Consider the following 26,509-nt stretch of genomic DNA (forward strand, 5'->3'; position numbering starts at 1 on the left):
TCGACATGACGCGCCCTTCACCTTCGGCGCGCACAGCGGTACCTTGACGCATCCCTTGCCAAGTGCTCATCAGTCGGCGACATGCCTGCCCCGCCGCCGGGGCGCGAACCCCGGCAACGCATGCCGATGCACATACCCGTACAGGGCCAGGGTCGCGTAAACCGCCACCAGCGCTGGCGGGGGCCCGCCTGCAGCCACTGCCGCCAGGAAGACGGCGCATACCAGCAGCTCGGTGAGGGTGTCCAGGAGGATGGGCACTTCAATGAGCCGGTTTATCAATACTTCCGAGGCGATCGACCGGACCGCTGAGACCACGGCGATCAGGAACACGGCCGCCGTCGCCGACCCCCACAGGTAAACCGTCCACCAGGTACCCACCACCGCCAGCCCCAAGCAGGCCACGTTGATCACGGCCATCAGCCGTTCCCGCCGCATCACCTTCAAGAACACCACCGACAGTCCGCGACTCTTGGTCTCATACACGCTCAGAGGGAACAGCAGGGCCAGGAAGAAGATCGCCTGCGCGTAGTTGGGCAGCCATGCCCGCAACGCCCACGCCAATGGGAAGTAGAGCCCGAGCATGAGCACCAGCGGAGTGACGAACCGCGAGCGCAGGGCGGCGTAGGCCTCGGCGTAGCGTCCACGATCCAGATTGCTCAGATGCGGGTACACCGAGATCGACACGGAGTTGACCAGGACCATGAACATGGTGGTGAACTGAAAGGCCAGGGACACCTGGGCGAACATCTCGATGCCCCAGTGATCCTCAACCGCCCAGCGCACCACGAAGGTGATCAGGGCGGCGGCCAGGTTGGACACCAGCACAAACATGCCCGCCCCGCAGTCGGCTAAGAACTCCCGGGTGGCCTGCCAGCTAAGGTCCGGGCGGCTCAGAAACACACCGCGGGCTATGAGCACCGCGATCACCAGGCCCAGGGCCTTGCCCAGCGCGTCAAAGATGATGAACACGATGACTTCGCGCACACCCACCAGCAGGGCGCCACCGACGCCGATGAATGTCACCAGCCGCTCCGCCACTGTGCCCAGCGCGAAGGCCCGCGCCCGGCCGGCGATCTGCAGGACCACGGTCACCAGCGTGCGCGGCACGTAGAACAGTGCCCCCGCCCCCGCCAGCACCAGAATCAGCGCCCGCTGCTGCTCCGGGGCGCGGGCCCACACCCATACCGCCAGGCCGACACAGGCGGCCAGGTCCAGAGCGAACAGCCGGATCAAACCCGCGGACAGGCGCCGTTTGGGCATGTCCGCCCAACGCTTACCGCCCAGGCGCAGGTACACGCCGTCGGTGTAGCCGAAGGTCACGTAGCCGAAGTACATGACGTACAGCTGGTACAACTGCCACAGTCCATAGTCGGCCACGGAGATGATCCGCGGCAGCACGAGCGTCAGCAACGCCGCGGAGAGCATGTACAGGATGTTGCCAACCAGGACCCAGGGCAGGCCCCGGGTCAGGCTGCGGCCGGTGGGGGAGGCGGTGGACACAGAGATTCTCCTCACGTGTCATCGCGGCGGGGCGCAGACGGATTCAGGGCGCCAGTCTGCGATGACCTGCCCCATGCTGGCCTGCACGCACCGTGCTCGTCAAACGGTTGGTGTTTGACCCGCGCCGGTTTTGCGTCTTAAATGTCATTGGCCCTCGTTCCGCATTCTTGACGTTGAAGCCGCGTCAGAGTCTCTTCTACGCGTTCGACGTTGCGGCGGGCGCGGGGGTGCCGCCCTGAGTCCTGGGTCGGTCTCCAGCCAAGAGATACGTGACCAATCATGCGACCGAATACATCCGCCCCTGAAAGACAAGCGCTACTACTACCCGTCATCGACACCGTGTTCTGGCTGCTGGGGGCCTTCCTGGCTTGCCAGCTGCACGGTGACGCCTTCGCCTCCTCCGCCGCCCTGACCGTCCTGGCCTGTGCCGCCGTGGGCAGCGCCGTCAGCCTGTGCCTGGGCTACCTGTGGCTGCTGACCTACCGGCGTCGCTACCACGTGGGCTCATTCGATGAGACCGCTGCCATCGCCACGCAGTTCGCCGTATCCGCGCTGGTGATGCTGGGCGTGGCTGCAGTCTGGGCCGCCGCCACCGGCAGCCCCCTGCGCACGCTCACGCTCGCCGCCGTCGTCGCCCTGGCGCTGCTGGCCGCGCTTACGGCCCGCTTCGCGGTACGACTGGTGACCACCTACCAGGCCTCCCAGTACTACCGGCGCGTCGCCCGTGGTCAGGACCGCATGATCGTCGTCGGCGCGGGCCGGGTGGGGCAGCAGATCATTTACCTGACCAAGTTCGACGCCGCCTCGCCCTTCAACCCTGTGGGCCTGGTTGACGACGATCCGGCCAAACGCAACCTGCGGATCCTGGGGGTGCCGGTGCGCGGCACCGTGGACGATCTCATTGACGTTTGCGCCGACGCCTCGGCCGCCACGGTGGTGATCGCCGTGGCCGACTTCCCCGCCGACCGCCTCAAGGCGGTGACCACCAGCTGCGCCGAGCACGGCATCCGTGTGATGACCATCGTGCCCGTCCGCCAGCTGGCGCGCCGCGCCTTGCAGATCTCCGACATTCGGGAGATCGACCTGGCGGAGGTGCTCGGACGCCGCGAGATCCACACCGATGTCTCTCAGATCGCCAGCTATCTGTCCGGACGCACCGTCCTGGTCACTGGTGCCGGCGGCTCGATCGGTTCGGAGCTCGCCCGCCAGATTCATCGCTTCGGCCCCAGGGAGCTGGTGCTGCTGGACCGCGACGAGTCGGCCCTGCATTCCGTGCAGCTGGACATCTACGGCAAGGGCCTGCTCGATACCCGAGATATGGTGCTGTGTGACATCCGTGACCGTGCTGCGCTGGATTCCGTCTTCGCCGAGCATCGCCCGGAGGTGGTCTTCCACGCGGCGGCGCTCAAGCACCTGCCGATGCTGGAGATGTATCCGGAGGAGGGTTGGAAGACTAATGCGTTGGGCTCACGCAACGTGCTCGAGCTGGCGCTGAAGTACGACGTACAGACCCTGGTCAACATCTCCACCGACAAGGCGGCCGACCCCACTTCGGTGCTCGGCCGCACCAAGCTGGCCGCCGAGCGCATGACGACGGCGACCGCCAGGCAGTGCGGTCGACGCTTCGTCTCGGTGCGTTTCGGCAATGTTCTGGGGTCCCGCGGCTCCATGCTGTGGACCTTCAAGCGCCAGATCGAGGAGGGAGGGCCGGTCACGGTCACTCACCCGGATGTGGAGCGCTTCTTCATGACCATCCCGGAGGCTTGCGAGCTGGTGCTGCAAGCCGGGTCCTTTGGCCGCCCGGGCGACACCATGGTCCTGGATATGGGCGAGCCGGTGAGAATCGTCGATGTCGCCCGCCGACTGATCGCCCAGTCCGGCAAGGAGGTCGACATCGAGTTCACCGGTCTGCGACCGGGAGAGAAGCTCTCCGAGGAGCTGGTCGGGCGCTCCGAGCACGGTGAACGCCCCTTCCACCCGCTTGTCAGCCACGTACGGGTCACTCAGCAGTCGTTGCAGGAGATTGAGGAGCTCCATGCCTGGGCGGTGGGAGAGGATCCACTGGCCGGTCTCGACACCGACCGCGCCTCGGTGGTGGCCTCCACCGCCCCGGTTTCTGATGCGCCCGCCGACGTGGACGTCGACGCCGTCCAGGTCCCCGACTCCGCGGAGGCGCTGCGATGATCCCCTTCTCCCCGCCCACCCTCACCGAGGAAGACATCAGTACGGTGGTGGAGGTGTTGCGCTCCGGCTGGATCACCTCCGGCCCGGTTGGCCGCCGCTTCGAGGAGCGGCTGACCCAGTGGGCCGGCACCACCGAGGCGGTGGCGCTCAGTTCCGCGACCGCCGCCCTGGAGTTGGCACTGCGCGCCGCCGGCGTTGGACCGGGCGATGAGGTGGTGGTGCCCGCTTACACCTACACGGCGTCGGCCTCCGTGATTGATCACGTGGGCGCGAAGATCGTCATGGTCGACTCCGAACCGGGCACCCCCTTCCCCGGAGTCGAACGTATCGCCGCCGCCGTGACTGATCGCACACGTGCGGTGATTACCGTGGACCTGGCCGGGATCCCCTTCGACTCCCGCCCGCTCGCCGACCTGCTGGACGGGCGCGGCCGGATCGATTCCGGGCTGGGCGCCTCGCTGGGCCGTCCGGTGATCATCTCGGACTCGGCGCACTCGCTGGGCGCATCGCTGGGGCAGACGCCCGCAGGCTCCTTGGCGGACCTGACCGCGTTCTCCTTCCACGCCGTGAAGAACTTGACGACGGCGGAGGGCGGGGCGCTGACCTGGCGTTCCGATCTGCCTACCGACCGTGAGGCACTCGTCCACTGGGTTCGCACCTACTCGCTGCACGGGCAGACTAAGGATGCCCTAGCCAAGTCCCAGGGATCATCCTGGGAGTATGACGTGATTGCCCCCGCCTACAAGTGCAACATGCCAGACACACTGGCCGCCTTGGGGCTGTCCCAGCTGGACCGCTACGCCCAGAGCCTGGAACGGCGCCGGGAGCTGCTTGCCGGTTACGCCGAGCATTTGGCCGGCACGGGTGTGAAACTGCTCCCGCACGACGGCGAGGGGGTGGTCTCCTCCGGGCACTTGGCGATCGCCGCACTGCCGGTTGCGGAGGTGTCCGAACGCAATTGGATCATCCAGGACCTGTATGCGGCAGGGGTGTCGGCCAACGTCCACTACAAGCCATTGCCGCTGCTGACCGCCTACCGCAAGCTCGGCTTTGACATCGCCGACTTCCCCAACGCCTACGACTTCTACGCCAAGGAGCTGACCCTGCCCCTGCATCTGGCACTCAGCGACGCGGACGTGAAGCAGGTGTGCGGGGCATTGGCGTCCGCGCTGCGGCGTGCTTAGGCACGGCATTCGACCTCCACCATCTGATCGGCGTCAGCGGACAGGCCGCCCCGAACAAAGGATCTGAAAGCAATGCAGGAACTGATGACCCTCGTGCGCCGAGGCCTGGCCTGGATCGTCGCCTTGGGCGTGGTAGGCGGAGCGGCCGGTGGCGTGCTCGCCGCGACCACGCCACCGGTTTACACCGCCGGCTCAGTGGCCTACGTGCAGGTGGATGTGGATCCGGAGGAGGGCATGACCGGCTACTCCTACGCCGCCACCGTCGCCAACGCCGCCACCGACGGCTTCCTGCCGGTAATCACCTCGCCGGCGGTGGCCCAGGATGTGATTGAGGAGCTGGGCCTGACGCAGTCCCCGACGGAAGTGGCCTCCTGGATCTCGGCGTCGCGGGTGACCGGCTCCCCGGCGATCGAGATCCGGGTGTCCGCACCTGAGCGTCAGGATGCGATCGCGGTGGCCGACGCCGTGGTGGCTCATGCCTCTAACGACCTGGGGTCGCTGGCCGGTGGCGACTACCCCGTGGCTCTGAAGCTGCTCAGCTCGGCGCAAGTGGGGGCGGTCACCCAGTCGCCCTCCACCTTCCGCTACGCCGCCGCAGGCGCCGTCTGCGGCGTCATGTCCGGCCTGGTGGTGGCCTTCCTACTGGCCACTCGCCGGACCGGCCGCTCACCGAGGGCGCAGTCACCTACGGCCCGTTCACGTACCGACTCGCGTTCCCAGCCGGGAACCGCGGCGACCGGCGCCGGTTAAGAACTCACCCGGTCGACTGTGCCACCCTGGGCGGGGTCGTCATTCGGATCGCCGACTGCGTCGGGGCCCTGACTCTCATGCCCCGCCAAGGCCAACCAGGTGGCTGCCAGCAGCGATGCGTCGGCAGGCGACAGCACTCGCACCTGAGCGCGCAATCCGCACAGTCGTTCGGTGGACAGGGCGTCGGGGGCGCAGGTGCACAGCACCACCTGTTCTCCCAGGGCGACCGCAGTCTCCAGGTCCGCCTCCAGGGACCCCGGCTCGCGCCCGCCGTCGTCGATCACCAGCACCGTGTCAGCCCATTGCCCGGCCTGCGGGGCGGATCCCATTCGTATCCGCACGTCCACTCCGAGACGACGCAGCAGTCCCGCCGCCTCCATCACCACCGCCTGACTGGAGCGTGTGGCCAGTTCGCCGCCGGGCCACAGCACGTTAAAAGTTCCCGCCCCGCGCACTCGCGCGGTCATGTCCAGCTTCAGTTCGTAGGGGGCACGCGTTGAGGGCGCGGACGCCCGAGTCGATTCCTCATCCCCGGCCTCGATCACCGGACTCGCCATGTTGTAGGGCCCCATCAGTCCTTTCCCATTTCCCAATCGGTTTGACCGTTTCCTTGTTGTCAATTGATATCAGCCGGTCGGAGCACCGTCCGGCTCGGCGGGAAGATGCTGCCATCCTTCGCTGAGCCCGCAAGCCCGCGAAGCCATCTGACGCCGTGCTGAGTCGGTGTTGACGCGTTGCCGCAATGGAGGCGTCATGCCCGGTTGTCCACCTCACATACGCATCGGCCCCTCCAGCTGCGGGCGGGCCCGCGGGCCGTGACAGAATCGGAGCCATGTCTGAGTCCGTCGCCCAGTCCGCTGCGCCCACCCCCGCCGCCCCGGCTGAGGGCCGTTTCCTTCCCTCCGAGCTTCACTCCCCGCGTGTGCCCGAAAGGGTCAGCACCGACGGGCTGGAGGAGACCTGGGAGGAGCGCTGGGATCGCGACGGCGTCTACGCCTTCGACCGTGGCGCCGAGCGCCACGAGGTCTTCTCCATCGACACCCCGCCGCCGACCGTCTCCGGTTCCCTGCATGTGGGGCACGTATTCTCCTACACCCACACCGACACTCTGGCCCGCTTCCAACGCATGCGCGGCAAGGCCGTGTTCTACCCCATGGGCTGGGACGACAACGGCCTGCCCACCGAGCGGCGGGTGCAGAACTACTTCGGGGTCCGCTGCGACCCGGCCCTGCCCTATGACCCGGACTTCACCCCCCCGCACACCGGTGGTGAGGGTAAGTCGATCAAGGCCCGGGATCAGGTGCCGATCTCACGGCGCAACTTCGTGGAGCTGTGCGAGCGCCTGACCGCCCTGGACGAGGCCCAGTTCGAGGCCCTGTGGCGTCGCCTGGGGCTGAGCGTGGACTGGAAGCAGACCTACCAGACCATCGGTGAGCGCGCCCGCAAGGTCGCCCAGACCGCCTTCCTGCGCAACCTGGAACGCGGTGAGGCCTACCAGGCGCAGGCGCCGGGCCTATGGGATGTGACATTCGGCACCGCCGTCGCCCAGGCTGAGATCGAGTCGCGCGAGTACCCAGGCTTCTACCACCGCCTGGCCTTCCACGTCGTCGACCCCGAGGCCGCCGCCACCGCCGCCGCGGCGGGCGCCCCCATTGAGGCCGGTCCGAACGGCACCGCCGACGTGTGCATCGAGACCACCCGGCCTGAGCTGCTAGCCGCCTGCGTGGCCCTGGTGGCCCACCCCGACGACGAGCGCTACCAGCCGCTGTTCGGCTCTACGGTGGCCTCCCCCGTATTCGGGGTGGAGGTTCCTGTGCTGCCGCATCCGGAGGCGGAGATGGACAAGGGCGCCGGCATCGCCATGTGCTGCACCTTCGGTGACACCACCGACATCGACTGGTGGCGCGACCTGAACCTGCCGCTGCGCGCCATCCTGCGCAAGGACGGGCGCATCGAGACCGAGACGCCGGACTGGATCACCACCGAGACCGGCCGCCAGGCTTACGCCGAGATGGCGGGTAAGACCACCTACTCGGCCCGTCAGGTGATGGTGGAGGCGCTGTCCGCCTCCGGGGAGATGCGCGGGGAGCCCACCAAGACGGTACGCCAGACCAACTTCTTCGAGAAGGGCGACAAGCCGCTGGAGATCGTCACCTCCCGCCAGTGGTACATCCGCAACGGCGGTAAGGCCTGGACCAACCCCGCCTCCGGCGCAGACCTGGCCGACGAGCTGCTTGAGCGCGGGAAGGAACTGAACTTCTACCCCGACTTCATGCGGGTGCGCTACGAGAACTGGGTGGGGGGTCTGAACAACGACTGGCTGATCTCCCGCCAGCGCTTCTTCGGCGTGCCCTTCCCGCTGTGGTACCGGGTGGGTGAGGACGGCGAGGTCGACTACGACGCCGTGATCACCCCCGACGAGTCCGCCCTGCCGGTGGACCCCTCCAGCGACGTGCCCGCCGGCTACACCGAGGAACAGCGCGGCAAGCCCGGCGGTTTCGTGGGCGAGCTGGACATCATGGACACCTGGGCCACCTCCTCCCTGTCCCCGCAGCTGGCCTCAGGCTGGCTGACGGACGCGGACCTGTTCGCGCGCGTCTACCCCATGGACCTGCGCCCCCAGGGCCAGGACATCATCCGCACCTGGCTGTTCACCTCGGTGGTGCGCGCCAACCTGGAGTTCGGCGCCCTGCCGTGGGCCAACGCGGGACTGTCGGGCTGGATCCTGGACTCCGACCACAAGAAGATGTCCAAGTCCAAGGGCAATGTGGTCACCCCCATGGGCCTGCTGGAGAAGTACGGCTCGGACGCCGTGCGCTACTGGGCGGCCTCCGCCCGGCTGGGCCTGGACGCTGCCTTCGAGGAGACGCAGATCAAGATCGGGCGTCGCCTGGCCATCAAGCTGCTGAACGCCTCCAAGTTCGCCCTGTCCATGGGCATCCCCTGGGACGCAGACGCGGCCGCCAAGGCGGCCGCCCCCGCCCCGAGCCTGAACGCGGCCGAGGTGACCGAGCCCATCGACCGGGCGCTGCTGGCGGCGCTGGCAGATGTGGTGGACGCGGCCACCACCGCCTTTGAGGGCTTAGAGCACTCCCGGGCCCTGGAGGTCACCGAGTCACTGTTCTGGACCTTCTGCGATGACTACATCGAGCTGGTCAAGGACCGCGCCAACGACTTCGGCGCCTCCCACGACCCGGCCGCGGTGCGCAGCGCCCGCACCACTCTGGCCATTGCCGTGGACACCTTCGTGCGCCTGTTCGCACCTTTCCTGCCCTTCGCCGCCGAGGAGGTGTGGAGCTGGTACCGCAGCGGATCTGTGCACCGGGCTGCCTGGCCCGAGGCCGCGCCGCTGCGCGAGGCCACCGGTGACGCCGACGCCGAGCTCGTCACCCACGCCGGGGCCGCCCTGGCGGCCCTGCGCAAGGTGAAATCGGAGGCCAAGACCAGTCAGAAGACGCCGATCCTGTCGGTACAGCTGGTGGTGTCCGAGTACGTTACCGCCGACATTGAACTGGTGCGCGCCGACCTGGTTGAGGCCGCCAAGGTCACCGGCCCACTCGTGCTGTCCCCCGCCTCCGGTGAGGGCGCCCCGATGCGGGTGGTCGCGGTCGAGCTCGGGGAGCCCCCGGCCAAGCCCGCCAAGCGGGGCTGAACCGGCTCCTCCTGCCGGGTGCGGTAGTCACGAGACTATGGGTATGGGGAGAGGATAGGCGGTATGGTGAGGACTGCATCACCCGGGCCGGGGCGCACCGGTCCCGTCCCGGGCCGGCCACCCGTGTCGGCCTAGGAAGAAGAGCATCATGACCTCCACCTCCGCGGATTCCGCAGAGACCTTCACCCAAGCAGCACCGCCCGACGTCGCCCCTCCAGGTGGTCGGCCAGTGGGCGCACTGGAGTGGCAGGCCCCCACCCTCATCCGCATTGACGAACGCACCACCATTGCCTCCATGCTGCGAGACCGGGTGCGACGCTCCGCCCACCGCCCGCTGATCGCCCGCAAGCAGGAGATCGGCCAGGCCTGGCAGACGGTAACCGCGCAGGCGTTCTACGACGAAGTGCTGTCCGTCGCCGCCGGCCTGATCGGCATGGGGCTTCAGCCGGGGGCGCGGGTGGCGATCATGTCGCGCACCCGGTATGAGTGGACCCTGTTGGACTTTGCCTGCTGGACGGCAGCACTGGTGCCCGTGCCCATCTACGAGACCAGCTCGACCGAGCAGATCGCTTTCGTGCTGGCCGACTCCCAGGCCGCCCTAGTGGTCACCGAATCCATCACCACCGCTGAACTGGTGCGCGCCGCGGCCGCTTCGCTGGATCGCCGGGAAGTGGAAGTGCTCTCCCTTGACACCGGCGCCCTACACATGATCACTGAGGCAGGACACGGCGTGCAACGCGAGCGGGTGACCGCGCGCGCCGAATCGTTGACCACCGCCTCCATCGCCACCATCGTCTACACCTCCGGCACCACCGGTTCCCCCAAGGGGACGGTGTTGTCGCATGGCAACTTCACCGATCTGTGCTCCAATGCCCACCTGTGGATGCCGGAGATCGCCATGGGGCGAGACTCGCGCCTGCTGTTGTTTTTGCCGCTGGCCCACGTCTTTGCTCGCTTCCTGGAGGTCTTCCAGATCTCCGGGGAGGGCATCATGGGGCATGTTCCCGACACCAAGAACCTGTTGTCGGATCTGGCCTCCTTCCGCCCCTCCTACCTGCTGGTGGTGCCCCGGGTGCTGGAGAAGATCTACAACTCGGCCGACGCCCGGGCGGCCAGCGGCCACGCCCGGCGGATCTTCCGTTGGGCGGCGAAGGTCGCTGTGGACTACTCCCGCGCGCAGGACACCCCGGCCGGCCCCTCCCCCGCTTTGCGCGCCCAGCGGGCCGCGGCCGACCGGCTCGTCTATCAGCGTATCCGCGCCCTGGTGGGCGACAACGCCGACTGGATCATCTCCGGCGGCGCCCCACTGTCCCCGCGGTTGGCCCACTTCTACCGGGGCCTGGGCATCCCGGTTCTGGAGGGCTACGGGCTCACCGAGACGGTCGGCCCGATCGCGGTCAACACCCCGCGGCTGTCGAAGATCGGCACTGTCGGCCCGCCTCTGCCGCCGATGGCGGTGCGCATCGGCGCCGACGGCGAGATCCTGCTCAAGGGACCATCCGTGTTCCAGGGCTATCACAACGACCCAGACGCGACTGCGGCCGCCTTCACCGACGACGGCTGGTTCCGTACCGGCGATTTGGGCTCCCTGGACCGGGACGGCTATGTGACCATCACCGGCCGCGCCAAGGATGTGATCGTCACCGCCGGCGGCAAGAACGTCTCCCCGGCTCCGCTGGAGGACGCCTTGCGCGGCCACCCGCTGATCAGCCAGGTCGTGGTGGTTGGCGAGCAGCGCCCATTCGTGTCCGCCCTGATCACGCTCGACGCCGAGATGCTGCCGGCTTGGCTGCGCACCCACGGTCTGGACCCGATGCCCGTTTCCGAGGCGGCCACCCACCCCCAGGTGCTGACGGCATTGAACCGGGCCGTTCGACGTGCCAACGCCCATGTCTCCCGTGCCGAGTCGATCCGTAAGATCCGGGTGCTCAGCACCGAATTCACCGAGGCGAACGGCTTGCTCACGCCGTCGTTGAAGGTGCGCCGCGGTGCGGCCCTGGAGCGCTTCGCCGCCGAGATCGATGACCTGTACGGCGGGCCGGTTGGCGTGCAGGCCCAGTGAGTCCGTCCCTACCCCCGCCCGGTACCCCGGGCGGGCCCACGGTTCAGGCGGCGGATAGGCGGCGGGTGTGGCGGTGAGATCGAGACCACAGCTTAGAGGAAACCTCTAAGACTCATTGTTGGTTTGGTGCCTCCATCTCGCACGCAACCGGTTCCCGACCTGCGAGAATGTCGCGGTGGCCCCACGATCATCCAACCTCATGTCCACCGGCGTACCCTCCGAGGCCGGCTCGCCCTGCGTCATTGACGGCGCCGCGGCCAGCCCCATGGTTCAGGAGCCCGAGCAGACCTGGACCATTCCCTGGCTGCTGGCCGATCGTATCGCCCGCAACCCGGACGCCACCCTCATTGAGCGCAAGACGCAGCTGGGCAATTCGTGGGACAAGGTGACGGCACACGCCTTCGGTGAGGATGTCGCCCGCGTCGCCTCCGGCCTGGTGGGCGTTGGCCTGCAAGCCGGCGCATCGGTGGGCATCATGGCCCACACCTCCTATGAGTGGACGCTGCTGGACATGGCCATCGCCCGTGCCGGAATGATTTCCGTGCCGATATATGAGACGGACTCCGCCGAGCAGGTCGAGTGGATCATCGCCGACGCCGACATCCGGCTCGTAGTCACCGAATCCGCCGTGCTCGCCGAATTGGTGCGCGGAGCCGCCGATCGTATTGGCGCGAGTGTGAAGGTGCTGTCCCTGGATCATGACGCCGTCGCCACCCTCACCGAGGCCGGCCGGGGCGTGCCCCGGGAGGAGCTTGAGGCCCGCTCCGCAGCGCTGACCTGCGAGGACGTCTACTCGATCATCTACACCTCCGGCACCACCGGGCAGCCCAAGGGCGTGGAGATCACTCACCGGCAGGCCGCCGGACTGGGTTGGAACGGAGTGCGGTGGATCCCGGAACTGCTCAACTCCCCCAATACGCGTCTGCTGCTGTTCCTGCCGCTGGCACACTCCTACGCCAGGTTCCTGCAAATTCTGGCCATCGCCGGCAACGGGGTGCTGGGCCACACCCCCGATGTCAAGACCCTCCTGCCTGATCTGAAGGCCTTTGCCCCCTCCTACGTGCTGGCGGTGCCGCGGGTGATGGAGAAGATCTACAACGCCGCTGACGCCAAGGCCGGGTCGGGGGCGAAACTGCGGACCTTCCGCTGGGCGGCCAAGGTGGCGATCGCCTATTCCCGGGCCCTGGACACCCCCGCCGGTCCCTCACGCAGGCTGCGGGCGGCCCATGCGGTCGCCGACCGACTCGTCTACCGCACCATCCGGGATCTGCTCGGCCCCAATGCCCGCTACGCCATTTCCGGCGGTGGGCCGCTGGGCGAACGTCTGGGCCACTTCTACCGGGGTATAGGCCTGATAATCCTGGAGGGCTACGGGCTGACCGAGACGATTGGCCCGACCTCGGTGAATCTGGACATCTTGAACAAGATCGGCACCGTGGGCCCGCCGGTATGCGGCAACCGGGTACGGGTGGGCGAGGACGGTGAATTGGAAGTCACCGGACTGGGCGTGTTCTCCCGCTACCACAACAATCCCGAGGCGACGGCCGCCGCCTTCACCGACGACGGCTGGTTCCGTACCGGGGACATCGGCTCGGTCGATGAGGACGGCTGGGTGCGGATCACCGGGCGTAAGAAGGAGTTGATCGTCACTGCCGGCGGGAAGAACGTGGCCCCCAACATCCTGGAGGACCGCTTGCGCGGGCACCCACTGGTCAGCCAGGTACTGGTGATCGGTGACGGCGAGCCCTTCATCTCCGCCCTGGTCACTCTGGACAAGGAGATGCTGCCGCAGTGGCTGACCAACCACAATCTGCCGCAGATGGACGTGGTCGAGGCCTCCACCCACCCGCAGGTGTTGGCGGCACTGGACCGGGCCGTGGCCCGCACCAACCGGGCGGTCTCCCGCGCTGAGTCCATTCGCACCTACCGGGTGCTCACAGCCGATTTCACCGAGGCCAACGGGCTTCTCACTCCGTCGCTGAAGGTTAAGCGCAGCCTGGTGATGGAGACTTACGCCGAAGTTGTCGCCGACATCTACTCCACCACCAAGAGGGGGCCCCAGGAGTGAACCAGGAAGTCACAGCCGCCGCCACGCAGGATTCGGCTGCATCCGCCTCAACCGAGCAGTCGACCCCGCTGCTGGTGCCGCTGCACACGGGCATGACGGCGCCGTGGGCGCTGGCCGAGCGGGTGCGCAGGCAGCCTTCCGGCCCACTGATCGCGCGCAAGTCCTCCGTGGGCGGACGCTGGCGTGACATGTCCGCCCAGGCCTTCCGTGATCAGGTGCGGGAGGTGGCCTGCGGTCTGGTCGCCCTTGGCTTGGAGCCAGGAGACACCCTGGGCATCATGGCCCACACCTGCTACGAGTGGACCCTGTTGGACTTCGCCGCCTGGGAGGCGGGACTCGTCGTCGTGCCCATCTACGAGACCTCCTCGGTGGAGCAGGCCCGCTGGATCCTGACCGACGCCGCCGTGCGGCTAGTGGTTGTGGAAGACCGGCCCATGGAGACGATGCTGCAAGGGTTGGCTGAGCAGGATGAGGCTCTGTCCGATCTGAAGGTGCTGAGCCTGGCCAGGGAGGCCATCACGGAGCTGATCACCGCCGGGAAGGGGGTGCGGCCGGCCGAGCTGGATGCGCGCACAGCCCACCTGACCAGCAGCGACCTGGCCACCATCGTCTACACCTCTGGCACCACCGGGCGCCCCAAGGGTGCCGAACTCACCCACGGCAACCTGGTGCACCTGTGCGTCAACGCCTGCGCCCACGTGCCGGAGGTGCTGGAGGCGCCGGAGACCCGCACCCTGCTGTTCCTCCCTCTGGCACATGTACTGGGCCGCTTCGTGGAGATGGCCATCGTGTGCTCCTCGGCAGGCGTGCTTGGGCATGCACCGAATGTGAAGAACCTGGTTACCGACCTGGCCTCCTTCCGCCCCACCTTCGTGGCGGCGGTGCCGCGCGTGTTCGAAAAGATCTACAACGCGGCCGACGCGCGGGCTTCCGGCGCCAAGCAGAAGGTCTTCCGGCTGGCCGCTAAGACGGCGATCGCCTATTCCCGCGCCCTGGACACCCCGGCCGGGCCGAGCCGGGGACTGCGCGTCCAGCGGGCGGCCTTCGACCGACTGGTGTTCTCCACCCTGCGCGACCTGCTCGGTGGCCGTGTGACTCACGTCGTCTCCGGCGGAGGCCCGCTGGGAGAGCGACTGGGGCACTTCTATCGCGGTGCCGGCGTAACGGTGTTGGAGGGCTACGGGCTCACCGAGACCTCCGCCCCCTGCACCGTGAATCTGCCGGCCGCCACTCGGATCGGCTCGGTGGGCGTGCCCCTACCGGGCACCACCATTCGGCTGGATGACGACGGCGAGGTCCTGATCAGTGGAATCGGCACCTTCCGCTGCTATCACAACGACCCGCAGGCCACGGCCGAGGCTTTTGTCGCCGAGCCTGAGGCGACGGAGTCGGCCCACACGGATGCGGATCGGGCCGCGGCAGGCGGCATGCGGTGGCTGCGCAGCGGGGATGTGGGAGCCCTGGACGCGGACGGCTTCCTGCACATCACCGGCCGTAAGAAGGAGTTGATCGTCACTGCCGGCGGCAAGAACGTGGCCCCCGCGGTGCTGGAGGATCGACTGCGTGGGCACCCGCTGGTCAGCCAGGTACTGGTGGTCGGAGACAATCGGCCGTGCATCGGCGCCCTGGTGACGCTTGATGCGGAGATGCTGCCCCTGTGGCTGTCCAACCACGGGCTGCCGGACATGGACCCTGTGGACGCCACCCGGGATCCGCGCGTGCGCGCGGCCCTGGAACGGGCGGTGGGGCGTGCCAATGAGGCGGTCTCCAAGGCGGAATCGATCCGCACCTTCACAGTACTGCCGGGAGACTTCACCGTTGACAACGGGCTGCTCACGCCCTCGCTGAAGCTGCGGCGCGATGAGGCCACCAAGCGCTTCTCCAAGGAGATCGACGAGCTGTATCGGCGGCTGTGAAGCATCAGGGTCCCAGATCCTACCGGCATCAGCTCCCACGATAATCACTCTCAACTGCGATACACTCGTGACCTACGGGCAGACATCAGGCATCAGCCTTCAGGTAAGGTTAACCAACCTCAGGTTTCTCGAACCAAACTATCGTCGAGAACATCACAACACTGGAGTTGGCCATGTCTTCGTATGCGAACAGAATTCCCGCTCTCCTCACAGCTCTCCTACTTGCCGTCGGGTTAAGTGCTGCACCTACAGCCGCAGCGGCCGAAAGTCCCATCCCCGAGGACGCGACTGAGCACGGTTCAGTTGTCATCACTGACAACTCACCTGATTCAGCACTCATCCAACCCACCGGGATTGTTGGCTCCTACAAAAGGAGGGTCGCCGGTGGAATATGGAGGTACGGCACAACCGGGACGATCGTGTATTCGCGGTTCTATCATCCGAAACGATGCCATGGCTCATCGGTACAAACCTACAACGGGGCGATCACCGTGCGCAGCACTAAAACCGGACCCGGCAAGTGGTCGAACGCGCAGGTTCGCCGCTCACCCAGCACCAACGAGGCCTTCTACTGGTTCTGTTGAGACCCTCGACCTTCGACTGCGGGCGACGACTCCACTCGATAACGTCGCCCGCAGCGGTTAAACGTATATGAATAACCTTCTCAGAGCCACGTGGGCCTTGAATCTCGCACTGTGTCTGGCGACGGTCCTCCTAGTCCCGCAGACGCTTCTCTACGAATTCCCCGCAGATACAAGCGGTTATGTCATCATCAGTGAGACCGGTGTCCAGCCCGAAGAGGTTGAACAGGTCGCCGAGCATACAGGCGTTGAGGTCTCCCAAGTTCGCCACATCACCGAGTTCGACGAATCCGTCGACTCCACCCCAATTTCGACGACCTCTGTCGAGATCATCGGCCACAAGCCTGATGACTACATCCGCCCGCCACTGGGGTCAGTCTTTCTGTCAGAGTCAATCGTGTACAGCGGCAGCACAACTCAGCAGGACGCCTTGGGTGGGTGGTACGCCATCGGCTCAGCCGACAATGTCAACCGGTTCATCAACCGGATGGAAGCCCAGTGGGGACAGAAGATCAGCGTATCCAAGACTTTAGATCCAGGCTTGGTATTATCGACCGTCGTCGAGTCCGAGCCGGGCCGCAGTCTGCTCCTCGCACAGGCGGTCCTTGCGCTTGTACTCGCCCTCGTCACAGCCCATCAGACGGAACCGTACAGATATGCTCGGGTATTGGGGAGTTCCCACCTGCACCTGGCGCTCGACCTCTTAAGACGAAATCTCCTCATGGCATGCCGGTGGCTAGTACTCCCCCTTGCACTGGTTGGCCTCATTGTGGCTTACGACATCTACTCCTCAGCGGTTCTAAGCATCCATCGCATGACCGCTGAGCTGATCGTCTGGTCCGCTGCGGCGGGACTAGGAACGACCCTCATGGGTAGTGTGGCTGGCTGGGCCATTGTCTCCACCGAGTCTCTGCGTCGACCCGGCGCAGCGGCATATCCGCGTCACGGGGTTGCCCTCACCACCTATGTGCTCGCTATCATAATGACGTGGTCATTCTCAACCGCGAGCACCACTCTCATCAACAACACACTCCAAGCGCAGGCCATGCGAAATCAGGCGCAGGCCCAGCAGTCCCTCCCTCACGCTACATCGCTCGGCCTCTGGTCCGTCAGCGAGCATACTTTTAACATCAAGACACCCCAATTGACCTCTCTCGTCACGCAGGCACAGAAAGAGCACCGCCTACTACTCGCCTGGGCGATCCCCGATAATTCCACTCCGGATGGTAGCGGTCCACCCACCCTCTATCTCAACAACACGGCCGCCTCCCACTACGGGCTGCCCGCAGTCAATGATGGCGAGGTCGCCCTGTACCGTGCCCGGATGTTGGCGCATGAGGATAGCGCACTTACACAGGCGCTAGAACAGGAGGCACGCTTCAATGCCCAGTATGGTGGAAGTAGCGGCGATATCACCGTTGCCATAAGCGACCAGGAGGATATCGGCACCGCATTGCCCGCGCGCCTGCCCTCCATCAGCTACTTCCTCAGCGCTGAGGGAACTCGTACCAGCGACTGCCTCATTGCGGTCGTCCCCGACGGTTTCTTCTCCCCCGATAACTATGTTTCCGCTATCACTCAGGGAGCGGCGGTCTTCACCGAACGATCCGTGACGGATATGCGCGAATATCTTCGCGAGCATCAGGTAGAGGACCTCGTGGGCCGCCTCGACACGGTGGGCTTCGGAAACACGGCCATGTTGGAGCAGACAACAAGGACGGTGGCGTTACACGCCCTCATTCTCCTAGTCTCAGCCATCGGCGCCGTCATCAGCACGGGAATCGCGGCACGCGCCTGGTCACAGTCCCGCAGGCGCAGGCGTGAGATCTCTCGCCTGCTGGGTCAGCGCCGATTGACCGAGCACTTTTTTGCAATGATCCTCGTTGCTGTGCCACTACTCATCCTCGCCCGGCCGCTTCTGGTCCAGTCCACTCATGAGCTAGTCATCACCCAGGCAGCATGCGCGCTCGCGCTCATCGCTGCTGTCGTCGTCGGCGCCCGATATGAAACCGCCCGCCCCGCCAGTCTTCGCCGCAGGAGGCCCACCCGCCATGACTGACACACTAACCGCCGAAGGTCTAACCATTGCCAGAGGCGGGCGCCTTCTCATCGATAGCCTCGACCTGTCCCTCGCAGAAGGGAGCATCACCGCACTCACCGGACCCAACGGGTCCGGAAAGACCACCGCGGCCTGGTGCCTGGGCCTGTACGACCTCGACTTCATGGGAACTGTTGCCATTGACGGCGTCGCCTCCACCCACATGAGCCCGCGCGACATCAGGCGGGCACACCGCACCAGGATCATCCTTCAACCCCAGAACCTCCTACTAGAGGATTCGTGGACCGTAGACGCCACGCTCCGGCACGCCGCGTGGGCTCTGGGACTTCCCCGGCGTCAGCGCAAACCACGAGCATCCGAGGCCCTGGACAGAGTGGGGATCACTCAAATCGCCGGTAGCCGCACAGGTCTACTCAGCGGTGGGGAACGGATGCGCGTGGCCCTCGCACGTACGCTCCTCATGGAGGAACCTCGCCTCGTGATTCTTGACGAACCAACCGCCGGAGCAGACGACGAGTTGACTTCGCTGGTCACCGACGCAATGGAGGAGTGGAATGACGCGTCGGCCGCAGTTCTCGTGGCCACCCACGACCCCGGCATTATCAAGCGCGCGGATCATCGGGTCGACCTTTGACAACCCCGTCCCGGATGGCCTCGTGGTGGCGGATCACCTCGGCCACGATGAAGGCGAAGAACTTCTCCGCGAACACCGGGTCCAGGCCCGCCTCCTCGGCCAGCGCCCGCAGCCGGGCCACCTGCTGCTCCTCGCGAGCCGGGTCCGAGGGCGGCAGGTGCAGGTCCGCCTTGAGCCAGCCCACCTGCCGGGTACAACGGAAACGCTCCGCCAACAGGTGGATCAGGGCGGCATCAAGGTTGTCGATGGTCGCACGGTAAGCGACCAGCCGCGGCGGGACGAGGCGATCGGGCGCTTCTCCAAGGAGATCGACGAGCTCTACGCTCGGGTGTGATACAGCCTTGCCGATACAGCCGGAGCCGAGATCGGTTTCCACTGAAATGGGGCTGTATGCGGTGCTGGCGCGCCACATCCCTTAACCTCGTGTCCTTGTTCACTCTATGATCATTTTATGAGTGCCGTTCCGCCTGGACACCCCTACCGGCCCGACGCAGACCGCTCCGCCGCGGCATCATCTTTGACTCCGCCGGCGGAGCTGACAGCCATTGCTGCTCGCAGACCTGACCTGCACGTGTTCCTGGCGGCCAATCCGGCTGCCTCCCATGAACTGCTGGCCTGGCTACGCCTATCAAACGATCCTGCTGTACAGGCCGCCTTGGCGCATCGTGACCACGCGGTTCCACAGCCGCACACCTACCCGCCTGCATTGCCCCCACCGGCCGCCGGATACCAGCCGGCACCGATCAACCAGACGGGGTACCAGGGCCGAGCCCCGGTCGGCTACCAGCCGGCGGTGGCCTATGCCCCGCCGACAAGCTCCTTGCGGCCACCGGTGAGGAAGAGCCGCCGGCCGCTGATCATTGGAGCTGTCCTGGGGGTCATCGTGTTGGTGGCGGCCGGAGTTGGCGTGACCGCCTTCGTGCGTCACATGACGTCGCGTCCCGCCGCACGTGACCTCTCTTCCGCTTGGGCCGAGGGCTCGCATGAACTATGGACCCTGGACGTATCTGCGAACGCCTCTGTTCGCGCACATGGAGATCAACTCGTAGTGGCCCAGCCCGGTCCCCAAAGCGATCAACAGACCGTCACCGCTTACGATGTCTCCGGGCCCCAACCGAAACAACAATGGCGGACCCAAGCCTCTGCCGATGACGACGGGTTCCGCTTCGAGTACTGGGGTGATTATCTGATCGTTGGGGACGAGTTGCTGTCGCCCGCAGACGGAAGCGCTCAGAACGCCCCCTGGGAGAAAGGCACCGAACCGGAGATCGTAGGCACGTACGCCTACCACTGCCGCATTAGTGACACCTGCACCGGCTGGTCCGCAGACGCTCCCTCCACCACCCTGTGGAAGACGACGATAGAGGATTCGGGGTATGCCTTTCGGCAGCGCCGCCAGAGGGTGTACCCGGAGGCCAACGACGTGTATCAGGACGAAAATGTCACCTATGTCCGTGTCAGCTTCGACAAGGTCGTCAATATCGCCACCGGAGATGTCATAGACTTCGAACTCGAATCCGGCCAGTGGCTCACTTCCACGTCCGATGGGTGGATAAAGAGCGACACCGACGGGAACGAATACACGGTGATGTCGCCATCCGGGCAGCAGATGGAAACTTTCAGAGGCGATGCGGACACGACTCGCGGTGCGCCGTACCTGTTCGATCTCCCGCATATCAGCGCCGAGCAGTATCGCGGAATCATCACCGACGGCGACTACAGCTGGACACGTTTACGGATCGATGTGGAGTACAACACTCGCGATGACACGCTATGCACTTACACCTACTTCGTAGATGACACCGAACTAGCCGCTACGGCCGAAGAGTGGAACTGCAAAATCGACTACACATCCTACTTCAAATTCTCTACGGATGAATCACTGCTCATGCTCACTGCCTCCTCACCCATGCAGACCGCGTCGGCGCTATCCCTGCGCGGCATTTGGACTGTTTCAGACGCCGAGCTGATGACCATCTCCGACTACAGATTCGACGAGGAGGAGGCGTACTACCTATTAAATTCCGAACTGATCGTGGTCCATGACGGCCTCCATAACCGACTCACCGCCTACGCACCCGGGAGTAACTAGGCGGCCTTGACCCTGGGTTTATGAGGATGAATTAGGGGCTCTTCGCGTTTGAGGGTGTTGGCAGTGGTGGGTGTTGGCCCGGATGGCTGCTGGACTCGTACTTGGACCGCGTTCCTGCGGTTGGACCGGGCTTCTGCGCTTGGACCGTCTGAGAGTGCGTTTCAGACGGTCCAACGGCAGCCAGACGGTCCAACGAGCCAGGTGCTCCAACGGCAGGTAGGTGGTCGGGGTGTGGGGGTGTTGGTTCTGGCTAGTACGGTTGCCTTGGACGCTGGCGCGCCCGCGGTCAGGGTTGAGATGCCGTAGGCCGCGAACGTGGTCGGCGGCAGGCCCGACTGGGCCGCGGGCAGGTTCAAAGCCAAAGACATCCCAGCCGATCGGACAAGGGGGGCCGGTCGGCGACCAGACGCCCTGGCCTGCTTACCGCATCAGGACGGTAGGCCGGCAGCTGGGAGCCAAAGTATCCAGATACGGGGCTCTTCCGGTTTGATGGTGTGGTGGTTGGGTCCGGGGCTGCGGTGTGGTGGTCGTTTTCGGGTGTGGGAAGTCGTCTTCGATGGGTGCCGATCTGCCGCAGACGACCTCTTCCTCCCCAAACCCTCCACATTCGGGCGGGTTTCGGGCCGGTAAGGGCATTATCGGGCTGATGAGAACGTCTTCGCCGAACCAGGGACGTTCTCCGGCCGACGGGGATGTTGTCGGGCGGGCAGTGCCGGGCCTTGCGGGAACGATTCGTTAGGGCCGTTGAGACCATCCAAACGCCGACCGGAGCGGCGGCCGTCGACGGCACCGCTCAGTACTTACAGTGATTCCGCTGCTTGCTAATAATGCCGCGACCCCAGGCGCCTCGGGCGCGCATGCGCCGCTGAGGGGCACGGACCTGGGGCGTGTCCGCCCGTGTGCCCCGCACGACGGTTCGTCATGAACGGCAACGATTCGTCACTTGGCACCAACGCTTCGGCACTTCCCACGACGGTTCGTGCCTCTAGGTGCCGAACCGTCGTGGGAAGTGACGAACCGCCGACCAGAACATACGAACCGTCAGGCCCACTCCAAAGCCGACACCAAAGCACTACCACCTCGGTACGTCATTAGTGCCGGTCTCGGCGTGTTACAAGTGCCGGTCTCGGTGTGTTACCTCACCCAGCCGCACACACCCGGCGAACCGCCACACCCTCAAACCGGAAGAACCAGATACGGCACGAACACCCCGCCTGTGCCGGCAGGATCCCACGGATTCGTTGGAATCATGCGGATCTGGTGCACGGCTTCGGGCGGGGGGGTGCCCCTATGTGGTTTGTCAAGCGGCGGCGGGTAGTTGTTGGGCTGGTGGGTCGTAGAGGGATCCGTCTCGGATCATGGCGTATAGGGTGAGTATGCGGCGGTGTGCGAGTGCGAGTATGGCTTGGTTGTGTCGCTTGCCCTGGGCGCGTTTGCGGTCGTAGTAGGCCCGGGATGCGGGGTCGGATCTGAGGGAGGCGAAGGCTGACAGGAACATGGCTCTCTTGAGGCGCTTGTTGCCCGCGTGGGAGACGTACTCGCCGCGTATGGAGGACCCCGACCGCCGGGTGACTGGTGTCAGGCCGGCGTAGGAGGCCAGGTGGGCGCCGGAGGGAAAGGTCTTGCCCGCGGTCTCTGCCAGGAAGACGGCGGCGGTCCTGACCCCCACCCCGGGCATGGAGGTCAGGACCGGGTAAAGAGGGTGGGCCTCCACCAGGGCCTCAACCTGGGCGGCGACATCGTCGCGTTGGGCGTGTAGGGCGATGAGCTGGCGGGCCAGGTGTGGCAGCACCACCCCGGCCGCGTCGGTACCAGCGACCACGACGGTCTGCTTGTTCAGGGCGTCGGTGATGGCTTTTGCCCAGGCGGCATGGCGCTTGGCGCCCTTGGATTTGAGCTTGGCGTCAATCCGCGCCCGGCCGGCCTTGCGCAGGTGGGCTGGGGTGGGCCAGGCGGCGATCACCTCCAGTATTGGGTCGTGTTCGAGCCACTTGCCCAGCACAGTCTCCAGGGCTGGGTGGATTTGGGTGTACAGGCCCCGGATACGGTTAGCGGTCTGATTGACCTGGCGGGCCAGGTCCAGGTCAAACCCTGTGAGCATGCTCAACGCGGCCGCGTCCTTGTCCGAGGCGTCGATCGCTCGCAGCGTGTGGGGCATGGTGCGGGCAGCATCCGCGATCACCGCCGCATCGCGAGCGTCGGTCTTGGCATTGCCCGGGGTCAGGTCGGCGATCCTGCGCATGGACAGGCCGGGTAGGTAGCCCACGGTGATACCCATCGCCTGAGCCACCGCCACCGCCAGGGCCCCGATCGTTGCCGGCTGATCCACAGCCACCAGGACCCGGCCATGCTCACCCAGACGCTCGTACAGGTCCCTAAGCCTGGATTCGTCGTTGGGTAGGGCCTTGTCGAAGATCTTCTTCCCGTCGTCGGTCAGGGCCGTGGCCCAGTGCTCGGCCTTGCCCACGTCGATACCGACGAAGACCTCCACATCCTCGATGTTCACCTTTCCTGCGCCTCTCTCGTGCGTTGGTGGGTCAGCCTGTCAGGCAGACGGCCCCGCACCCACGTTACGAAAGACATCGCCGCGCTGCGGCGGGTCGTTCCCCTAATCAGCGATCACCACCCGCCCGCCACCATGGGTGACAACACCCCCCGGATCATCAAACGACAGGGGCAAGACATCATGCCCACAGCGGCTGGCCCGGCCCCGGACTTCCCGGAACCACCAACAAGGTAACGGGGATCCTCGTTTGTGCCGAATCTGGACACTTCCCCGCCCCGCCGGCCCCACCAACCGAACTCGTCGGTGATTTCGACCGAACTCGGCGAACACGGCTCGACCGGAAGAGCCAGATAAACGTACTCTTCGCGCTTAGAGGTGTAGCACCGAATTACCATCGCATGGTTGTTAGGGCAGGCGGTGCCACTTGCGGCAGTCAGCGGCTTCAGTCATCCTCCGACAGTTCTTCGCGGATGGCCTCGTGGTGGCGGATCACCTCGGCCACGATGAAGGCGAAGAACTTCTCCGCGAACACCGGGTCCAGGCCCGCCTCCTCGGCCAGCGCCCGCAGCCGGGCCACCTGCTGCTCCTCGCGAGCCGGATCCGAGGGCGGCAGGTGCAGGTCCGCCTTGAGCCAGCCCACCTGCCGGGTACAACGGAAACGCTCCGCCAACAGGTGGATCAGGGCAGCATCAAGGTTGTCGATGGTCGCACGGTAAGCGACCAGCCGCGGCGGCACCGAACCGGCGGCGCCCGACGATGACTCCGACTCCGTTCGCATCCCGGCGCCGGCGCCTGCGGGACTCGCCAGTGAGTCCGGCGATTGATTGCTCATGCGGTACGGGTCCTGCCCTTGGAGGTGGCCGACAGGGTGCCGCTGCCGTGCTCGTAGCGCGGGACACCCCTGCCACGTACGGCATCGGCGTCCACCACGACTCGGCCGACCTCCGGCATGGAGGGCACCTCGAACATGGCTTGCCCGAGCACCTCCTCAACAATGCTGGTCAGGCCCCGGGCACCGGTCTTACGCTCCAGGGCGAGTGAGGCGATCGCCTGGATGGCCTCATCCGTCATCTCCAGCTCGACGCCGTCGAGGCTGAACAGGTACTCGTACTGGGTGAGCAGAGCATTTTTGGGCTCGGTCATCACTCGCACCAGCTCCGGCACGCCCAGGTCGTGCACGGTGGCTATCACCGGCAGCCGTCCAATGAACTCGGGGATCAGCCCGAACTTGTGCAGGTCCTCGGGACGCACCGGGGTGGTGAAGACGTCCTCGGCATGATCCGCGGCCAGGGTTGCGCCGAAGCCGACTATCTGCGCGCCGGCCTCCCGACGGCGCCGCTGACGGACGATCTCCTCAATGCCGGAGAATGCTCCAGCGGCGATGAACAAGATATTCGTGGTGTCGATCTCCAGGAACTCCTGGTGAGGATGTTTGCGACCGCCGCCCGGCGGCACGGAGGCAGTGGTGCCCTCAATAATCTTCAGCAGGGCCTGCTGCACGCCCTCCCCAGACACGTCCCGGGTGATGGACGGGTTCTCGGCCTTACGGCCGATCTTGTCGATCTCATCAATGTAGATGATGCCCTTCTCGGCACGCTTGACGTCCCCGTCCGCGGCCTGGATGAGCTTAAGCAGGATGTTCTCCACATCCTCCCCCACATAGCCGGCCTCGGTCAGGGCGGTGGCATCGACGATCGCGAAAGGAACGTCGAGCAGCCGGGCCAGCGTGCGCGCCAGATGGGTTTTGCCGGTGCCGGTGGGGCCCAGCAGCAGGATGTTGGACTTACCCAACTCCAGCCCATCGCCCTCGGCCACGGCGCGCTCACGCATCTGCACGCGCTTGTAGTGGTTGTACACGGCCACGCTCATGGCGCGCTTGGCGCCCTCCTGGCCGATGACGTACTGGTTGAGGAAGTCGAAGATCTCCTGCGGCTTGGGCAGCTCCAGCGGCACGCCGGAACTGGAGGCCCCCAACTCCTCATCAATGATCTCGTTGCACAGCTCGATGCACTCGTCACAGATGTAGACCCCGGGTCCCGCAATGAGCTTCTTGACCTGTTTCTGACTCTTGCCGCAGAAGGAGCACTTGAGTAGGTCGACGCTCTCGGCGCTGCGTGCCACCTGGATTCCCTCCCGTTTTCGGGTGCGTCCGCAGGCCGCGGACACCATCCCAGCCTACGGGTCCCAGGCCGCCGCGGCTATAGTCTTCGCAACGGTGTGTCCATACGAATCTTCCTGGCGAATCCTGTTGATAGGCACTATGCGGCCTGAAGCCCGCCCAGATGCGCCCACTGCTGGGCCCACAGTCAGGGACCGCACATCATGCTTGGGCAAGGTGCCGCTCAGACAAGCGTGATGCGGCCGACCAGTTCCACCGGCCCGGTCGCCACCAGGGCGGCGTGGTCGGCGAGCGGGGCGTCACCGACATGCACACCGACCTGACCGTCGGGAAGATACAACAGATACTCGGCGGGCGCGTTAGGCCCGGTCCACTCGTGCAGGGCCACCGCCACCGCGCAACACAACTCGACGCCGCCGCCCCTTCCGAGAGTCAGCGCCCGCATGCGGCCCAGCCCCACACGTGCACCGGTCTGCGGATCGGTGCGCTCCCCCGCCGGCACCACCAGTCCCAACACGGCATCCACGCCCGGCGCGGGCCTGTAGGCCACCGCACCGTCGGTGCTCAACGCACCCGGATCGACGGCGTCGAGCTCGGTCTGCTCGCCCAGTGCCACGACAAGGTGTCGGCCGGGCAGATCCAGGCTTAGGGCCGCCCGCTCATCCTCAAGTCCGGGGATACGCACCGCGGTGTCCCAGCCCTCGTCGGCGGGGTCGGCCTCGGCCACGTCCATCTCGGCCAAGCGAGCGGGCCCGATGTCAACGGCCCAGAGCTCGCCCAGGCGGGTCACGGTGCGGGCGCCGCCACGGGTGCCGACCGTAATCGAGTCGCCGTCGGCCAGTGGCGCGATGCCCTCGGCGTCCAGGGCGGCGGCCAGCAGGCGGCAGGCGTCACCGTAGGCGGCGCCCACGCCGGTCACTGGGACGGCGTCGGCCAGGTAGTAGTCCAGGAACCATTCGGCCTCGGGCACGGCGACGCGGAAGTCCTCGGTTCCGGACAGGGCGGCGGTGCGCACCACCCGCACCAGGCCGTCACCGCCCAGGCCCGTGCGGCGGTCGCAGACGGCGGAGATATCGGCGGCGGTGATATCGGCCTCCTGCTCGGGATCGATGAGCAGGATTAGGTCGTTTCCGGCGGCGTGGCCCTTGATGAGCGTGCGGCCGGCCAGGCCGGGGGCGATGGTCATGGGGCCACCCTATTGC

18 protein-coding genes are annotated in these 26,509 nt (G+C 66.1%); 11 read left to right on the forward strand and 7 right to left on the reverse strand.

All coding sequences use genetic code 11. The features are described from left to right. Nucleotides 1-69: 69 nt before the first annotated feature. Nucleotides 70-1,500 carry a lipopolysaccharide biosynthesis protein gene (locus CWT10_RS10530; protein ID WP_103064163.1) on the reverse strand — a complete coding sequence of 477 codons (1,431 nt, stop codon included), beginning with the start codon at nucleotides 1,498-1,500 and terminating at the stop codon, nucleotides 70-72. A 279-nt stretch (nucleotides 1,501-1,779) separates the two neighbouring features. Between CWT10_RS10530 and CWT10_RS10535 the strand changes: the two genes are divergently transcribed. From CWT10_RS10535 to CWT10_RS10545, 3 genes are all read left to right on the forward strand, one after another. Next, on the forward strand, nucleotides 1,780-3,684 hold the full coding sequence (locus CWT10_RS10535) for a polysaccharide biosynthesis protein (RefSeq protein WP_103064162.1): 1,905 nt from the start codon (nucleotides 1,780-1,782) through the stop codon (nucleotides 3,682-3,684). After that, nucleotides 3,681-4,868 (forward strand): DegT/DnrJ/EryC1/StrS family aminotransferase, encoded by a 1,188-nt coding sequence (locus tag CWT10_RS10540; protein ID WP_103064161.1) that lies wholly within the window; start codon nucleotides 3,681-3,683, stop codon nucleotides 4,866-4,868. Before CWT10_RS10535 ends, CWT10_RS10540 begins: the two co-directional genes overlap by 4 nt. Before the next feature lie 72 nt (nucleotides 4,869-4,940). Beyond that, a complete protein-coding gene (locus CWT10_RS10545; RefSeq protein ID WP_103064160.1) occupies nucleotides 4,941-5,618 on the forward strand; it encodes a YveK family protein in 678 nt (225 codons plus the stop codon). Here CWT10_RS10545 and CWT10_RS10550 read toward each other — a convergent pair. Then, on the reverse strand, nucleotides 5,615-6,190 hold the full coding sequence (locus CWT10_RS10550; protein ID WP_103064159.1) for a hypothetical protein: 576 nt from the start codon (nucleotides 6,188-6,190) through the stop codon (nucleotides 5,615-5,617). The two genes, CWT10_RS10545 and CWT10_RS10550, sit on opposite strands and share 4 nt — an antisense overlap. Before the next feature lie 260 nt (nucleotides 6,191-6,450). On the opposite strand from CWT10_RS10550, the gene valS reads away from it, so the two are divergent. The 7 genes from valS (at nucleotide 6,451) to CWT10_RS10585 (ending at nucleotide 18,590) form a co-directional block, all read left to right on the forward strand. Continuing rightward, entirely contained in the window at nucleotides 6,451-9,270 is a 2,820-nt protein-coding gene (gene valS / locus CWT10_RS10555) for a valine--tRNA ligase (protein ID WP_103064158.1), read from the forward strand. Nucleotides 9,271-9,418: 148 nt separating this feature from the next. Continuing rightward, nucleotides 9,419-11,332, forward strand: a complete 1,914-nt coding sequence (locus CWT10_RS10560; RefSeq protein ID WP_103064157.1) for an AMP-dependent synthetase/ligase — start codon at nucleotides 9,419-9,421, stop codon at nucleotides 11,330-11,332. A 265-nt stretch (nucleotides 11,333-11,597) separates the two neighbouring features. Beyond that, nucleotides 11,598-13,400 (forward strand): AMP-dependent synthetase/ligase, encoded by a 1,803-nt coding sequence (locus tag CWT10_RS10565; protein ID WP_233188370.1) that lies wholly within the window; start codon nucleotides 11,598-11,600, stop codon nucleotides 13,398-13,400. A gap of 92 nt (nucleotides 13,401-13,492) precedes the next feature. Next, entirely contained in the window at nucleotides 13,493-15,316 is a 1,824-nt protein-coding gene (locus tag CWT10_RS10570) for an AMP-dependent synthetase/ligase (protein ID WP_103064195.1), read from the forward strand. Between the two features lie 173 nt (nucleotides 15,317-15,489). After that, nucleotides 15,490-15,900: a lactococcin 972 family bacteriocin gene (locus CWT10_RS18015; protein WP_103064155.1), complete on the forward strand. Its 411-nt coding sequence runs from the start codon at nucleotides 15,490-15,492 to the stop codon at nucleotides 15,898-15,900. Nucleotides 15,901-15,997: 97 nt separating this feature from the next. Further along, nucleotides 15,998-17,956: a hypothetical protein gene (locus tag CWT10_RS10580; RefSeq protein ID WP_233188360.1), complete on the forward strand. Its 1,959-nt coding sequence runs from the start codon at nucleotides 15,998-16,000 to the stop codon at nucleotides 17,954-17,956. Next, nucleotides 17,949-18,590, forward strand: coding sequence for an ATP-binding cassette domain-containing protein (locus tag CWT10_RS10585; protein WP_158247696.1), 642 nt, complete (start codon nucleotides 17,949-17,951; stop codon nucleotides 18,588-18,590). Before CWT10_RS10580 ends, CWT10_RS10585 begins: the two co-directional genes overlap by 8 nt. Here CWT10_RS10585 and CWT10_RS10590 read toward each other — a convergent pair. After that, nucleotides 18,559-18,858, reverse strand: coding sequence for a chorismate mutase (locus tag CWT10_RS10590; RefSeq protein ID WP_233188369.1), 300 nt, complete (start codon nucleotides 18,856-18,858; stop codon nucleotides 18,559-18,561). The genes CWT10_RS10585 and CWT10_RS10590 overlap by 32 nt on opposite strands. Nucleotides 18,859-19,041: 183 nt before the next feature. Between CWT10_RS10590 and CWT10_RS10595 the strand changes: the two genes are divergently transcribed. Beyond that, nucleotides 19,042-20,682, forward strand: a complete 1,641-nt coding sequence (locus CWT10_RS10595) for a variant leucine-rich repeat-containing protein (protein ID WP_103064151.1) — start codon at nucleotides 19,042-19,044, stop codon at nucleotides 20,680-20,682. A gap of 1,300 nt (nucleotides 20,683-21,982) precedes the next feature. Here CWT10_RS10595 and CWT10_RS10600 read toward each other — a convergent pair. The 4 genes from CWT10_RS10600 to CWT10_RS10615 form a co-directional block, all read right to left on the reverse strand. Further along, complete coding sequence (locus CWT10_RS10600; protein ID WP_128683273.1) at nucleotides 21,983-23,188, reverse strand: IS110 family RNA-guided transposase; 1,206 nt, start codon at nucleotides 23,186-23,188, stop codon at nucleotides 21,983-21,985. Nucleotides 23,189-23,630: 442 nt separating this feature from the next. Continuing rightward, nucleotides 23,631-23,966: a chorismate mutase gene (locus tag CWT10_RS10605; RefSeq protein WP_103063693.1), complete on the reverse strand. Its 336-nt coding sequence runs from the start codon at nucleotides 23,964-23,966 to the stop codon at nucleotides 23,631-23,633. 50 nt (nucleotides 23,967-24,016) lie between these two features. Further along, the gene (gene clpX / locus CWT10_RS10610) at nucleotides 24,017-25,309 is read right to left on the reverse strand and encodes an ATP-dependent Clp protease ATP-binding subunit ClpX (RefSeq protein ID WP_103063692.1); all 1,293 of its coding nucleotides are present in this window, start codon (nucleotides 25,307-25,309) and stop codon (nucleotides 24,017-24,019) included. A 221-nt stretch (nucleotides 25,310-25,530) separates the two neighbouring features. Further along, a complete protein-coding gene (locus tag CWT10_RS10615; RefSeq protein WP_103063684.1) occupies nucleotides 25,531-26,493 on the reverse strand; it encodes a diaminopimelate epimerase in 963 nt (320 codons plus the stop codon). Nucleotides 26,494-26,509 lie beyond the last annotated feature (16 nt).

Source organism: Actinomyces qiguomingii (assembly GCF_004102025.1).
Lineage (GTDB): Bacteria > Actinomycetota > Actinomycetes > Actinomycetales > Actinomycetaceae > Actinomyces > Actinomyces qiguomingii.

Coding starts and splice junctions, on each gene's coding strand:
- CWT10_RS10535 (WP_103064162.1), top strand. CDS start 1,780: ATGCGACCGAATACATCCGCCCCTGAAAGACAAGCGCTACTACTACCC.
- CWT10_RS10540 (WP_103064161.1), top strand. CDS start 3,681: ATGATCCCCTTCTCCCCGCCCACCCTCACCGAGGAAGACATCAGTACG.
- CWT10_RS10545 (WP_103064160.1), top strand. CDS start 4,941: ATGCAGGAACTGATGACCCTCGTGCGCCGAGGCCTGGCCTGGATCGTC.
- CWT10_RS10550 (WP_103064159.1), bottom strand. CDS start 6,190: ATGGGGCCCTACAACATGGCGAGTCCGGTGATCGAGGCCGGGGATGAG.
- valS (WP_103064158.1), top strand. CDS start 6,451: ATGTCTGAGTCCGTCGCCCAGTCCGCTGCGCCCACCCCCGCCGCCCCG.
- CWT10_RS10560 (WP_103064157.1), top strand. CDS start 9,419: ATGACCTCCACCTCCGCGGATTCCGCAGAGACCTTCACCCAAGCAGCA.
- CWT10_RS10565 (WP_233188370.1), top strand. CDS start 11,598: ATGGTTCAGGAGCCCGAGCAGACCTGGACCATTCCCTGGCTGCTGGCC.
- CWT10_RS10570 (WP_103064195.1), top strand. CDS start 13,493: ATGACGGCGCCGTGGGCGCTGGCCGAGCGGGTGCGCAGGCAGCCTTCC.
- CWT10_RS18015 (WP_103064155.1), top strand. CDS start 15,490: ATGTCTTCGTATGCGAACAGAATTCCCGCTCTCCTCACAGCTCTCCTA.
- CWT10_RS10585 (WP_158247696.1), top strand. CDS start 17,949: ATGACTGACACACTAACCGCCGAAGGTCTAACCATTGCCAGAGGCGGG.
- CWT10_RS10595 (WP_103064151.1), top strand. CDS start 19,042: ATGAGTGCCGTTCCGCCTGGACACCCCTACCGGCCCGACGCAGACCGC.
- CWT10_RS10605 (WP_103063693.1), bottom strand. CDS start 23,966: ATGCGAACGGAGTCGGAGTCATCGTCGGGCGCCGCCGGTTCGGTGCCG.
- CWT10_RS10615 (WP_103063684.1), bottom strand. CDS start 26,493: ATGACCATCGCCCCCGGCCTGGCCGGCCGCACGCTCATCAAGGGCCAC.